A 13,501-nucleotide genomic window follows, 5' to 3' on the forward strand; every position below is an offset into this window, starting at 1 on the left:
ATGTTTAAAATTAATTTCCCCAAATAAATTTGCTTTATAATGCTTTTTAATTTATATATGTATGTTCGGACGAACCTCGTAAACTCGTGTCGCCCCTACGTTATGTTTATAATGCAAATAAAATTTTAAAACATCAAACAATATAAATTGTCATTAACGGGCGGGCCTATATTTCTTTTCATTCATTTTTTCAATTTCTCCATTTCATTTTACCTTCATATTCAATCTTGCAAAAACGTGCCGTCCCTACTTTTTTTTAAGCATTTTTAATTTTTATAAATCGTAGGGGTCACACGAATGCATCAGCATGAGATCGATCCGATAATCACAATTTAATGAATTTTCAAAAACTTAACTCAATCAATTCATATAAATAATTTTTCATTTTTCAAATTTATTTTCATTTTCGGTCAAACCTCACAAAACTCGTGTCTTCCCCATGTTTAATATCCCCAACTAAAATTGAATGTAAAAAATGGACAATTTTTAAAACTGTCCATTTTAATTATAAATCTTAATTATAAATCATCTTCTATTACACTGCTCTTTGCATAAGCTGAAACTTTGGCTTCAAAGAAATCTGTTTTCACCATATTAGGGTCTGAGTATTCGCTAACCCACGCCATACTCTCCGGCTCTTTTTCAAATCCGGGATAGATTATCCCAAATCCAAGTCCTTTGCTTCTCAAGTTTCCAAGATATTTAATATAACTTCTTATCATATCCATGCTAAGACCTTTTACATTATTGCCTATTGCGTATTCAGCCCATTTTATTTCTTCTTCAACTCCTCTTTCAATCATACTCCTATATTCTTCAATTTTTTCGTCTGTGAAGAGTTGAGGTTCTTCTTTTTTAAGTTCTAATATTATGCTTCTAAACAACCACAGGTGAGAATTTTCATCTCTGTTGATATATCTTATCTCTTGAACTGTACCCGGCATTTTACCAATTCTTCCCAAGGAATAGAAGAACATAAACCCTGAATAGAAATATATTCCTTCAAGCACATAATTGGCTACCAATGTCTTGGCTAAATTATCTTCTGTTCTCTCATAGTAAAAATCATTGTATTGGTCACCTATAAATTTATTTCTCGCAAGCAAAATCGGATCATCTTTCCATTGGTATAATATTTCTGTTCTCTCTTCCGGAGAGCATATTGTATCTAAAATATATCCATAGCTTTGTGAGTGGACAGATTCTTGATAAGTTTGAATATTCAGACATAAATTTACTTCGTTTGCCGTTATAAATTCTGAAAGGTTTGGCAAATTTGCTGATTGTAGTGAGTCTAAAAATACAAGAAAGGAAAGTATTTTGTCGTATGCTGTTTTTTCTGTCGCATCTAATTTTCTATAGTCTTTTATGTCTTGAGTTAAATTTATTTCTTCCGGAATCCAAAAGTTATTCATGGCAAGTCTATACCAATCCGAAACCCAAGAATACTTCATATTATTGAAGTCATTTAAGTTAGTAGTATTGCCATTTATCATTCTCCTCTTAGAGAGTTCTATATCTCCTTTTTCATTAAAAAGAGCTTTTCTCTTTACTTCCATTTTTCCTCCTCATGCACTACAACTGTCACACTCTTCAACTTCTAATGATTTACTTCTCACATAGTAGATAGTCTTAACTTCTTCTTCGCAAGCTTGTATAAATAAGTTCAAAATTCGTTTCATTGTATATTCCGTAGTTATATACAAGTTCACTGATTGTGATTGGTCAAGATGTCTTTGTCTTATTCCTGCTGATTTAATTACCCAAGTTTGGTCAATTTCATGTGCGTTTTCATACAACCAAAATGTTTGTGAGCTAAGTGATGGAGCTACTCTCGGAACGATTTGCCCCTTCTTTTCCTCTAGGAAATATCTCATCATAACCGGATCAACTGCCGCTGTTGTCCCTGCTATTATAGATGTAGACCCTGTCGGTGCAACTGCCATAAGATAAGCATTTCTCATTCCCTTGGCTACTTCATCTCTAAGAGCTTCCCATCTTTCTGATGTGTAGTTTCTCTTTTCAAAGTATGCTCCACTTTGCCAATCTGAACCTTCAAAGTACTCATAACTGCCTTTTTCTTTCGCTATTTCTGCTGATGCTTTAACTGCATAGTAGTTTATGTTTTCATAAAGTTCATCTGCAAATTTTAAATGTTCTTCACTTTGGAACATTATTCCCTGTTTTACCATTGCATGATGATAACCGCTTGTGCCAAGGCCTATTGCTCTGTATCTTCCATTTGTAATCTTTGCATATTCTACCGGATAGTAGTTCAAATCTATTACGTTGTCCAACGCCCTCACTACTGTGCTGACTACATCTTCAAGTTCCTCTTGGTCTGTTATATTTATATTCCCAAGCACTAAAGATGCTAAATTACACACTACAAAATCTCCCGGTTTTGTAGTTGTAACTACAACTGTTTCGCCATTTACATCTACTATTTCCTTTGAAACCGATTCAATTTCAGAAGTATTTTGAGCTATTTCTGTGCACAAGTTTGATGAATAGATAACTCCCTTGTGTGAGTTTGGATTGTATTTATTTACTACATCTCTATTGAATATAAATGGAGTTCCTGTTTCCACAGTGGATTTTATGATGAGCCTTACCATATCTTTCACACTCATCACTCTCTTTTCTATTCTATCGTCTTCAATACACTCTTTATACCTTCTAACCCACTCGTCACCAAAATAGTCTTCAAGAGCATATCCTCTATAAGTTAGAATTTCATGTGGACACATCATATACCAATTTGCATCTAAGTCATTCTTCGCAAGTTCCCAGAAATAGTTTGGGAAACAAACTGCCGGAAAGACATCGTGTGCTTTCATTCTGTCGTCCCCATTATTTGTTCTTAACTGTAAAAACTCAGGAATATCTTTGTGCCATACGTCTAAATAAACCGCACAAGCGCCCTGTCTCATTCCAAGTTGATCTACTGCAACTGCTGTATCATTTGCAAGTCTTATCCAACGAATTACGCCTCCTGCAACGCCTTTAAACCCTCTTATATCTGAGCCCATTGCCCTAACTTTCCCAAAATACAATCCCATTCCGCCACCGTGTTTTGAAACTTGTGAGAAATTGGTTATTGAACGGTATATTCCATCTAAGTTATCCGGTACTGTGTCAATGAAACATGAAGAAAGTTGATGGAAAGGCTTACGTGCATTTGACATTGTTGGGGTTGCCATTGTAACCTTTAAATTTGAAAGTATATCATAGAATTTCTTTGCCCAATAAACTCTGTCATTTTCTCTCATTGCCAAGTGCATTGAAATTCCCATGAACATTTCTTGCACTTTTTCAAGTACAACTCCGCTCATGTTTTTTATTAAATATCTCTTGTATACTAATTCCAAGCCTGAGTAGTTGAATAATTCATCTCTTTGTGGCTGTATATAGTTTTCAAGCTCTTCTATTTCTTCCACTGTGTAGTTTTCAAGTATATACTTGCCATACAAATTTTCTTTAGTTAACAACTTAATTTTATCTGCAAAGCTATATATTTCGTGCTTGTTAGATTCTTTGTCTATGTTTCTGTTAATATTAAAACTTAAAAATCTCCCTGCTATATACTCCCATTTAGGTGCGTCCTTTGAAGTTAATTCACTTGCCGCTTTTATAAGTGAATTTATAATATCTTCAAAGCTCATATTTTCTTTTGCAAATGATGTAAATTTTGTATACAGACTTCCCAATTCATATACGTCTTCTTTGAAGTCTTTTTGAATTTTTTTCATTACTTCAAGTAGTTCAACATCGTCAAAATAATCCGAAAAGTCTTCTAATACTTTTCTCATTTTGTGATGAGACGCTCTATATAAAATATATGATTTTACAACTGTATAGTAGTTGTATTCTATCAATGTTATTTCTACTAAATCTTGAATTTCTTCAACTGTTACAACATGGTCTTTTGGAAAGTTGTTTTCTACCTTTTTTGAACATCAACTGCCATCTGTTCCAATATATCTTCTTTATATGGTTTAGAAACTGATATAAATGCTTTTTCTATTGCTCTTTTTATCTTTTGCACATCAAATTCTACAGTTTTTCCACTTCTCTTTATTATTATCATTTCTACTCCCTAAGTATTATATTAATAAATTAAATATACCCATAAAAACTACAAATTAAAGTTTAATCTTCTGCCCAATCAAAAGCTCTTGAAACTGCTTTATGCCAAAGTTTGAGCTTGTTTTCTCTGGTTTCATTTGTCATATTCGGCTCAAACTTTTTGTCTCCATTAAATTTTTTTAAAATTTCATCTATCGATTTAAACATCCCAACGCCAAGTGCCGCCAAAAATGCCGCTCCTCTAACTGTTGACTCTATGTTTTCAGGTCTTATTACTTCTCTATTTATAATATCCGCTTGGAACTGCATTAAAAAATCATTTGAGCTTGCTCCGCCATCTACTTTCAAAGTTTTTAGCTCTCCCAAATCTTCTTCCATAGCCTTTAAAACATCATTTGATAAATATGCCATAGACTCCAAAGTCGCCCTTACTAAATGAGCTTTCTTCACACTTCGTGTCAAACCACATATTATTCCTCTTGCATACTGATTCCAATACGGAGCTCCAAGTCCAGTAAATGCCGGCACTACATAGCAACCTTCTGTATCATCTACTTTGTTTGCCAAATATTCTGAGTCTTCTGCTGAGTCGATAAGTTTTAAATCATCTCTAAGCCATTGTATAGATGAACCCGCTATAAAAATTGAGCCTTCTAGTGCATAAGTTATTTTTTCATCTATTCCCCATGCAATGGTTGAAACCAACCCATTTTTAGATTCAACTCTCTTATCTCCCGTATTTATCAAAAGAAAAGCTCCAGTTCCATAAGTATTCTTTGCCTCAGCTTCTTTAAAACAACCTTGTCCAAATAGAGCTGCCTGTTGGTCTCCAACAGCAGATGATATTTTTATTTCTTCTCCAAAAAATTCTCTTGATGTCTTTCCGTATACTTCGGCAGTGTTTTTAACTTCAGGCAACATACATCTTGGTATATCCATTAAATTTAAAAGTTCCTCGTCCCATTCTAAAGTGTTTATGTTATATAGCATTGTTCTTGAAGCATTTGAATAATCTGTCACATGTACTCCCTTTGTGAGTTTCCAGATTAAAAAAGTTTCCACTGTTCCAAACAGCAATTCGCCATTTTTGGCTCTCTCTTTTGCACCTTCTACATTATCTAAAATCCATTTTATCTTTGTCGCCGAAAAGTATGCATCAATTTCAAGCCCGGTTTTTTGATATATCTCATCTCTATGTCCATTTGCTTTTAAATAGTCGCAGTACTTTGAAGTTCTTCTACACTGCCAAACAATTGCATTATACAAAACTTCTCCTGTTGTCTTGTCCCACACAATTGTCGTCTCACGTTGATTTGTTATGCCTATTGAGACTATATCCTTTGCATTTATGTTTATCTTAGCCATAGCTTCAACAGCTGTTCCAAGTTGAGTTGAAAATATTTCATTTGGGTCTTCTTCAACCCAACCGGGTTTTGGAAATATTTGCTTAAGTTCCTTTTTAGCTGAGGATACTATGTTGAATTCACTGTCAAATATCAACGTTCTACAACTCGTCGTTCCGGAATCAAATGCCATTATATACTTTTTCATAAACACCCTCCTCATTAAATTTTAGCATATTCTTGTGTATTTTTTGTTTACACTTGCATTTCTTTAGTATCTTTTTAAAATTAATAATAAAAAAATCACCCAAAATTATTTTAGGTGATCATTCTTTATTATATAACTAATATTCAATTTGTTCTACAATCGATTCATCTATTGCAAAAGTATGTTCTTTGTCAGGGAAAATACCTTCTTTGATTTCTTTATCATATTCTCTAAAAGCTTTTATCATATCTTCTCCAATATTTGCAAAGTGTTTTACAAATTTAGCTTTAAATTCTGTATACATTCCCAACATGTCCTGATAAACTAAAACTTGTCCATCACATTTGTTCCCAGCGCCTATTCCAATAGTAGGTATCTTTAACATTTTAGTTATCTCTTCTGCCAATCTGCCTGGTACGCATTCTAATACCACGGCAAATGCTCCTGCAGCTTCTACTGCTTTTGCATCTTCCACTAGTTTTTTTGCCCCTTCTATATCTTTTCCTTGTACCCTAAATCCACCAAGAGCATTTATTGCTTGAGGAGTTAAACCAATGTGTGCACAAACAGGTATTCCCGCATTTACTATAGCTCTTATCTCTTCTGCTACCTCTGCTCCACCTTCAAGTTTAACTGCATTAGCTCTCCCTTCACTCATAAGTCTCCCAGCATTTATTACAGCATCTCTCACTCCTGTGTTATATGTCATAAAAGGTAAATCACATACAATCAAAGTATTTTTAGCACCTCTTGAAACTGCTTTTGAATGATGAATCATGTCTTCAAGTGTTACACTCAAAGTATCTTCGTATCCCAACATAGTCATCCCCAAACTATCCCCAACCAAAATAGCATTTATGCCGGCTTCATCCACTAATTTAGCTGTAGTATAGTCATAGGCTGTCAACATAGAAAGTTTAACACCTTCTTCTTTAGCTCTTCTAAAAGTTAAAACAGTATTTTTCATAATAGTCTGAAATTAATCAGTCCCCTCACTTTCTAATAATTTTTTCAATCCAGAATAATCCCTATTAGGATTTTTTTCTTTTGCAATTTCTACCAAATATTTACTTAAGTTAATGTAGATTTCTTTTTCTAATTCAAAATTTCCATCTTTAATAGAATCTATATGTCCTTTTACAGTTCTTAAATCATTTCTTTCCACAGGCCCAGTCAAAGTTTTCAAAATCCCTTTTTGAAAAAATGCATTTATATTAGATTCTCCTAATACAGACAGTGCCATTAACGCTTCTTTTTCTGTAAAGTCATATTGTGTAAGTAGTTCAACTGAAATATTTGATAAAGCCAAGACCAAATTACTTATAAATACTGTAGCCAAATGATATTTTCTCTTATCATCTTCATAAATTAATTTAGTTGGATTCCCATTTAATTTCAACTCATCTTGAATTATGCTTACAGCTTTTAAATCCCCCTCCAAAGTAAAAAAAGCACTACTCAAAGCCTTGTACGATTCTTCTTTATTGGATATTGCCAACATAGGATGAAAAGAACAACAATTAACTTTTTTAATAGTACTATCGAAGAAAATTTTAGAAGACAAGCTACCACTACAATGACAAACTACTTTGTCTTCAATATTTAATTTTAAAAGTTGCTTCCAAACTCTACTTATTTCATCATCAGGGACAGTTATTATAAGAATTTGATTCTCATCCACCATCTTTTTTAATGATTCATATGCCAAAGTTTTGGTAAGATCTGCACTATATTTTGAACTATCTGCATTTCGGCTGTAATAGCCAGATAATTCAAGATTTCCTTTTTTAAATAGATACAAACCCAAACTGGTGCCAACTTTTCCGGCACCTATAATCCCTACTTTATAAATAGTTATCACCTCCTCAAGAGTATAATACTAAAATAGCGATTTTAAACTTCAATAATGTATAGTTTCCTTCGAATACTATCAAAATTTATTATAAGTGATCAATAATTTTAATTCAAATGTTTTAATATTTTAATCATTAAAAAAAGTCCGACTTTCGCCAGACTATTTTTTTTAAAAAGCAGGAACTACTGCTCCTTCAAATTTTTCTTCTATCACCTTTTTAGCTGCATCTGAATTTAAAACTTCTATAAGTTTCTTAAACTTCTCTTGTCCTTCTTCACCTGTTCTAACTGCAACTAAGTTTGCATAAGGAGAGTCTCCTGATTCTAATAAAAGTGCATCTTTTGAAGGTACTAACCCTGCTCCAAGTGCATAATTTGCATTTATTACTGCCAACTCTGCATCTTTGTATGTGTTAGGTATGTTTTGTGCTTCCATTGCAACAAATTTTAAGTTCTTTGAATTTTCAACTATATCTGCTTCTGTAGAAAGTAGGTTTGAACTATCTTTTAATTTGATAAGGCCTACTTGTTCTAAAAGTAATAGTGCTCTTCCACCATTTGTAGCATCATTTGGAATTAAGATTTCTCCACCGTCTTTAATTTCTTCAACAGTTTTTACTTTGTCTGAGTACACTCCCATCGGTTCAATGTGTACATTCCCCACTGAAGTAAGTTCTAAATTGTTTTGTTTAGTAAATTCTTCAAGATATGGTCCGTGTTGAAAATAATTTGCGTCTAAATCTCCTGCTGCCAATTGTTCATTTGGTTGTATATAGTCATCAAATACTACTGCTTCAACTTTTAGGCCGGCTTCTTCAAATTGTGGTTGAAGCGCTTCTATGATTTCTGCATGCGGTGTTGGTGAAACGCCAATTTTTATTGTGTTATCTGCTACTTCTGTCTTTGTTGCTTCTTTTGCATTCCCCGCTTGATTTGCTTTTTGTGCTCCATTTCCACAACCAACAAGTGCTAATGAAAGTCCTACTACTGCTAATATTTTCTTCATGTTCTTCCCCCTACTTTTTATCAATTTTGTTTTCTAAATAAGTTCCTACAAATTGTATTATTTGTACTAATGCAACTATTAGTATTACAGCTACCCAAAGTATTTCATATCTCTTGTATGAATAACCATATCTAACGGCAACTTCTCCAAGTCCGCCACCTCCAATAGCCCCTGCCATAGCTGAATAACCAATTATGTTTATAATAACCATTGTTATACCATTTATAATTTGTGGCATAGCTTCTGGAATTAAAACCTTTTTTACTATTTGACTGTTTGTTGAGCCCATTGACTTGGCTGCTTCAAGTATACCTCTGTCAATTTGTGACAAATATCCCTCCATTAATCTTCCAAAGAATGGGATTGCAGATGCTGCAAGTGGAATTATAGTTGCTGCCGTTCCATAAGCTTTCCCAACTACAAGTCTCATCAAAGGTATCAATATCAACATCAAAATTATAAATGGTACTGATCTAAAAAAATTTACCAGTGAATCTAAAACTGAATACAATTTTGAATTCTCTCTTAAACCCTCAGGTCTTGTCAGTGTTAAAATTATTCCAAGCGGCATCCCCAACAACACAGCTATTGCAGATGATACAAAAACCAATATCAATGTCTGTGGTATTGCCGGAGCCACAATATTCCAAGCTTCTGATACAAACTCCATTACAATACCTCCACGCTTACTTTTGAATTTTTAAGATACTCTATAGCTTTATCAACTTCTACATCTTCTCCGGTTATCTCAATAGTCAAGTACCCCATTGCACCCTCTGTAACTTTATTTACATTTGCTGAGATTATGTTGAAGTAAACTTCATATTTTTTCAAACATTTAGATAGTATCGGCTCTGCTACATTGCCCCCATCGTATACAAGTCTTAATAACTTTCCTTTAAATTCACTTGCTACAATTTCTTCTGCAACATCTAAGTGTTGAATAAATGACCTTGTCAATGCAGTCTTAGGATTTCTGAAAAGTTGATTTGTTTCATTTTCCTCAACTATTTTCCCGTGATCCATCACTGCTATCCTATCGCAAATATCTTGCGCCACTTCCATTTGATGAGTTATCATCACTATGGTCATCTGATATGTTTTAACAACCTTTTTTAACAACTCTAATATCGTCTTTGTATTAGCCGGGTCGAGTGCTGAAGTTCCCTCATCAGATAACAATATCTTTGGGTTTGTTGCAATACTTCTCGCTATTGCAACTCTTTGCTTTTGACCACCTGATAGCTCAGACGGATATGCATTTTTCTTTTCTTCAAGGTCTATAAACTTGAGCAGTTCATTAACTCTCTCGTCTATTTTTTCTTTTGAAACCTTCGATATTTCTAGTGGATATGCTATATTTTGATAAACTGTCTTTTGCATAAACAAGTTGAAATTTTGAAATATCATTCCAATCTCTCTTCTTTCTTCTAAGAGTTGAGATTCTGACAAGTCCAATATATTTTTCCCATCAACTATAATTTCTCCACCGGTGGGTTCTTCCAGTCTATTTAAACATCTTACCAAGGTGCTCTTCCCCGCGCCTGATAATCCGATTATTCCATATATTTCACCTTTTTTAACCGAAAAGCTAACATCGTCTACAGCTTTAAAAATTTCGCCGTCTAATTTAAACTCTTTGGTTAAATTTTTTACTTCTATCATTTATTCCTCCGATATGCGTTAATGCATGTAAAAAGTATAATTTTATTTATCAGTTGAGTCAAGCTATCTAGTGTTTGATGTTTTTTATCTTGAGTTATAACTTTTATGAATATCAAAACAAAAAAATAAGTAGCACATCAGAGTTTTCTGACACACTACCTACATTTTAGTCTTGTGATTTTTCAATCAATTCACCAGTTTGAGCATTGTATGAATAATTTAATTCAGGAACATCATGTCCGTGTAATTCAACTTCTACAACATTCAATCCATCTTCAACTGAAAGTTTCCATGCTGTGTTGTAATATTTATCTCTTCCGGCATCTTCAATAGCCTTTTTAGCTAGCTCCATTACTTTCGCAACAAGAGTTTCATCTATAAAACCATCACTGTCAGTATCTTTTTCTTTTTCATCTCTTGTAACATCGCCTGTTATAGGATCGATTTCAACTTCAAATTCCTCAGCTCCGTTTGAGCCTTGTATTTCATAGTAAAACCCCTTGTTGTCATCATTGTCTAATGAAATGGATTCTATTTTTGCATCATCATGTACTTCTTTGAACTTAGCTACTGCTTCTTCAGGTTTTACTTTTATATTTTCGTGAGTTGCTGCAGTTACTGCGTCTGCGTTCTTTTCTCCCTTTAACTTGTCTTCCACTGTATTTTTAACATCGCCAGCTTTTTCTACCGCCGAGTTTTTAACTTCTTCAGCTTTATTTGCCATACTGTCTACAGCATTTTTAGCTTGTTGTTGACAACCAACTAATACCAAAGATAGTGCTGTTACAGATAATATTTTCTTATTCATATTCTCCCCCTATTCTTTTTATTTATATCCCCATATTTAGTACAAACTAAACATTTTTAGCAAATACATTGTATATTGCAGATATAGCTTTGTCGTAGTCTTTTTCCAGTATACCTACAATTATATTCAACTCAGATGCGCCTTGAATAATCATCTTTATATTTATATTCTCTTCACCTAATGCTGAAAATATTTTTGCTGAAGTTCCAACTCTATCTTGCATTCCTTGTCCTACAACTGTTATAAGTGCAATACCATATGAAATAGTTACTTTATTTGGATTACAAAAAGTTTTCAACTCAGAGATTATAGTATCTGCCTTACCTATTATCTGAGAGCTTGGTACTATAAGAGATAGTGAGTCTATTGATGAAGGCATATGCTCTAAAGTTACATCATTTACTTCAAGCACAGACATTACTTTTCTATGAAATCCCTTATCTGAATTCATCTTTATCTTTTCTATGTTAATTACTGCAAATTCTTTTTTACCTGTAACTCCTGTGATTTCTATATCAGATTTTTTTCGCTCATAAGGAACTATCATTGTTCCTTCATCTTCTGGCATAAAAGTATTTTTTATTTGAATTGGAATCCCAGCAGATTGAACCGGCAAAATCGCCTCTGAATGTAAAACTGAAGCTCCTGCATAAGACAACTCTCTAAGCTCTCTATAAGTAAGTTCTCTAACTTCTCTTGGCTTTGGAACTATTTTGGGATCAACTGCCAAGAACCCACTTACATCAGTCCAATTTTCATATAAGTCTGCTCCTACGCCCCTCGCAATTATAGAACCTGTTAAATCTCCTCCACCTCTTGAGAAGGTTTTGACCTTTCCACTTATATTCACTCCATAAAATCCAGGGATTACAGCAAATTCATATTTTTCTTTCATCTCATTTATTGCTGTGTAAGTTTTTTTATCGTCTATATTCCCTTTCTTGTCAAAGAAAATCAATTCTTTTGCATCTACAAACTCATATCCCAAAAGTTTTGCCAATATTTTTGCGTTTAAATATTCTCCTCTTGAAGCAATATAATCTTTGGACTCATTGGCCATATTTTTTGTAAATTCTTCAAATTCCGAGTCTAAATCTATTTCAACACCTACTTTTGAAATAATATCTTGGTATTTTTTCAATACTTTATTAAGTATGTCATCACTATTTATATTATTTACCTCTAAATCATAAGCTAAATATAATAAATCAGTTACCTTAGTGTCAAAACTGTTTACTTTACCAGGTGCTGAAGCGACTATATATCTTCTTGTTAAATCACTATTTAGAATTTCTCTTACATTTAAAAATCTATCTCCGCTTGCTAATGATGAACCACCAAACTTTGAAACTTTAATCATCTGTCTTTCTCCTCCTGATACTTTTTGTATATATTACACTATTTAAGACAGATTTTCATCTTTAATTGATATATTGTTTTAATTTTTATAAAAAAGTACATAAAAACCTTGAAGCAAAACTTCAAGGTTATAATTCTGGTGCACCTTCACGGACTCGAACCGTGGGCCCACTGATTAAGAGTCAGTTGCTCTACCAACTGAGCTAAAGGTGCGCATGTTTGATAACAAAAGATATTTTACACTCATTTTTTTATTAAGTCAAGTATTATTTCCAGACTTATTTATACATCAAAAAAGAGCCTGGGCATTGGCTCTTTTTATATGCGTTATATGCGTTTAAATTTATGCTCTTCGTCCTAGTTCAGAATCATAACGATACAAACCCGTCCAAGATTCTCCCAATCTTTCCATTTTTTCAACAATTCCTCTGAAAGTAGCTTCTTCTTCAACTTGTTCTTTTATATATCCACCTAAGAATTCAAGAATTTCATAATTTTTTTCTACAGTCGCTTGTTCATAAAGATTTCTAATTCTCTTTGTAACTTCTTTTTCATGTTCTAAAGCTGTTTTAAATAGATTTGTAAAACTTCCGTATTCAGCTTCTGGTTTTTCAATTGCTTCATAAACCGGCACTGAATCTAAAAGGAATATAAATTTATAAAAATCCATAGCGTGTTCTAATTCTTCTTTTGCTTGGAAGTTCATGAAGTGTGCGAATCCATCCATTCCCTTGCTCTTGCAATAAGAAGACATAGCTGCGTAAATATATGCGCTACTAATTTCAAAATTCATTTGTTCATTTAAGCTTTCTATTAAATTAGTCATATTTCCTTCCTCCTACATTAATTCCTACTAATTTGAGCCATAAAGTTCATATACTCCATAAAGTTTAACTTTTAGTTCAACTAATTTTTCAACAACTTCAGGAATTTCACTCGTCAAAATATTTAAACTCATTCCATTGTATTTAAGTTTTCCCAATCCATAATATTTAGACTCCACAGAATTAAAATTATCCAATAGAATTTTAATATTTTTATCCATATCTCCAATCAAAAAGAAAACATTTCTTTTTTCATCTGTTTCTTGAATATTTATTTTGTTAATTAACAAAGTGTTATCCATTAGTCATCTACCTCTCTGAGAATACTTTTACCCCTTTTAAACT

At 33.1% G+C, this 13,501-nt stretch carries 11 protein-coding genes, 1 tRNA gene and 1 pseudogene; all 13 read right to left on the reverse strand.

The genetic code is table 11. The features are described from left to right. Positions 1–518: 518 nt before the first annotated feature. The 13 genes and pseudogenes from HMPREF9129_RS00250 to HMPREF9129_RS00310 all read right to left on the reverse strand — a co-directional run bounded on the left by HMPREF9129_RS00250 (position 519) and on the right by HMPREF9129_RS00310 (position 13,458). Positions 519–1,559 carry a ribonucleotide-diphosphate reductase subunit beta gene (locus HMPREF9129_RS00250; RefSeq protein ID WP_004819084.1) on the reverse strand — a complete coding sequence of 347 codons (1,041 nt, stop codon included), beginning with the start codon at positions 1,557–1,559 and terminating at the stop codon, positions 519–521. Between the two features lie 9 nt (positions 1,560–1,568). Further along, positions 1,569–4,090: pseudogene (locus HMPREF9129_RS00255) on the reverse strand (ribonucleoside-diphosphate reductase subunit alpha). Between the two features lie 62 nt (positions 4,091–4,152). After that, on the reverse strand, positions 4,153–5,640 hold the full coding sequence (gene glpK, locus HMPREF9129_RS00260) for a glycerol kinase GlpK (protein ID WP_004819091.1): 1,488 nt from the start codon (positions 5,638–5,640) through the stop codon (positions 4,153–4,155). 136 nt (positions 5,641–5,776) lie between these two features. Beyond that, positions 5,777–6,607 (reverse strand): 3-methyl-2-oxobutanoate hydroxymethyltransferase, encoded by an 831-nt coding sequence (gene panB, locus HMPREF9129_RS00265; RefSeq protein ID WP_004819095.1) that lies wholly within the window; start codon positions 6,605–6,607, stop codon positions 5,777–5,779. A gap of 12 nt (positions 6,608–6,619) precedes the next feature. After that, positions 6,620–7,501 carry a Rossmann-like and DUF2520 domain-containing protein gene (locus HMPREF9129_RS00270; RefSeq protein WP_004819097.1) on the reverse strand — a complete coding sequence of 294 codons (882 nt, stop codon included), beginning with the start codon at positions 7,499–7,501 and terminating at the stop codon, positions 6,620–6,622. Between the two features lie 162 nt (positions 7,502–7,663). Next, positions 7,664–8,500: a MetQ/NlpA family ABC transporter substrate-binding protein gene (locus HMPREF9129_RS00275; RefSeq protein ID WP_040552088.1), complete on the reverse strand. Its 837-nt coding sequence runs from the start codon at positions 8,498–8,500 to the stop codon at positions 7,664–7,666. Positions 8,501–8,510: 10 nt separating this feature from the next. After that, complete coding sequence (locus HMPREF9129_RS00280; protein ID WP_004819103.1) at positions 8,511–9,170, reverse strand: methionine ABC transporter permease; 660 nt, start codon at positions 9,168–9,170, stop codon at positions 8,511–8,513. Then, complete coding sequence (locus tag HMPREF9129_RS00285; protein ID WP_004819105.1) at positions 9,170–10,165, reverse strand: methionine ABC transporter ATP-binding protein; 996 nt, start codon at positions 10,163–10,165, stop codon at positions 9,170–9,172. Before HMPREF9129_RS00285 ends, HMPREF9129_RS00280 begins: the two co-directional genes overlap by 1 nt. A gap of 166 nt (positions 10,166–10,331) precedes the next feature. Then, complete coding sequence (locus HMPREF9129_RS00290) at positions 10,332–10,973, reverse strand: PepSY domain-containing protein (protein WP_004819107.1); 642 nt, start codon at positions 10,971–10,973, stop codon at positions 10,332–10,334. Between the two features lie 46 nt (positions 10,974–11,019). Then, the gene (locus HMPREF9129_RS00295) at positions 11,020–12,333 is read right to left on the reverse strand and encodes an aspartate kinase (RefSeq protein WP_004819109.1); all 1,314 of its coding nucleotides are present in this window, start codon (positions 12,331–12,333) and stop codon (positions 11,020–11,022) included. A 136-nt stretch (positions 12,334–12,469) separates the two neighbouring features. Then, positions 12,470–12,545, reverse strand: a tRNA-Lys gene (locus tag HMPREF9129_RS00300). A gap of 130 nt (positions 12,546–12,675) precedes the next feature. Beyond that, complete coding sequence (locus HMPREF9129_RS00305) at positions 12,676–13,158, reverse strand: ferritin (protein WP_004819111.1); 483 nt, start codon at positions 13,156–13,158, stop codon at positions 12,676–12,678. 27 nt (positions 13,159–13,185) lie between these two features. Next, the gene (locus HMPREF9129_RS00310; protein WP_004819113.1) at positions 13,186–13,458 is read right to left on the reverse strand and encodes a hypothetical protein; all 273 of its coding nucleotides are present in this window, start codon (positions 13,456–13,458) and stop codon (positions 13,186–13,188) included. Positions 13,459–13,501 lie beyond the last annotated feature (43 nt).

The organism is Peptoniphilus indolicus ATCC 29427 (genome assembly GCF_000227315.1).
Taxonomy (GTDB): domain Bacteria; phylum Bacillota; class Clostridia; order Tissierellales; family Peptoniphilaceae; genus Peptoniphilus; species Peptoniphilus indolicus.

Bases quoted from the DNA above. Each gene is read 5' to 3' on its own strand.
- HMPREF9129_RS00305 (WP_004819111.1), bottom strand. From the start codon at position 13,158: ATGACTAATTTAATAGAAAGCTTAAATGAACAAATGAATTTTGAAATT.
- HMPREF9129_RS00280 (WP_004819103.1), bottom strand. From the start codon at position 9,170: ATGGAGTTTGTATCAGAAGCTTGGAATATTGTGGCTCCGGCAATACCA.
- HMPREF9129_RS00275 (WP_040552088.1), bottom strand. From the start codon at position 8,500: ATGAAGAAAATATTAGCAGTAGTAGGACTTTCATTAGCACTTGTTGGT.
- HMPREF9129_RS00295 (WP_004819109.1), bottom strand. From the start codon at position 12,333: ATGATTAAAGTTTCAAAGTTTGGTGGTTCATCATTAGCAAGCGGAGAT.
- panB (WP_004819095.1), bottom strand. From the start codon at position 6,607: ATGAAAAATACTGTTTTAACTTTTAGAAGAGCTAAAGAAGAAGGTGTT.
- HMPREF9129_RS00290 (WP_004819107.1), bottom strand. From the start codon at position 10,973: ATGAATAAGAAAATATTATCTGTAACAGCACTATCTTTGGTATTAGTT.
- glpK (WP_004819091.1), bottom strand. From the start codon at position 5,640: ATGAAAAAGTATATAATGGCATTTGATTCCGGAACGACGAGTTGTAGA.
- HMPREF9129_RS00285 (WP_004819105.1), bottom strand. From the start codon at position 10,165: ATGATAGAAGTAAAAAATTTAACCAAAGAGTTTAAATTAGACGGCGAA.
- HMPREF9129_RS00250 (WP_004819084.1), bottom strand. From the start codon at position 1,559: ATGGAAGTAAAGAGAAAAGCTCTTTTTAATGAAAAAGGAGATATAGAA.
- HMPREF9129_RS00310 (WP_004819113.1), bottom strand. From the start codon at position 13,458: ATGGATAACACTTTGTTAATTAACAAAATAAATATTCAAGAAACAGAT.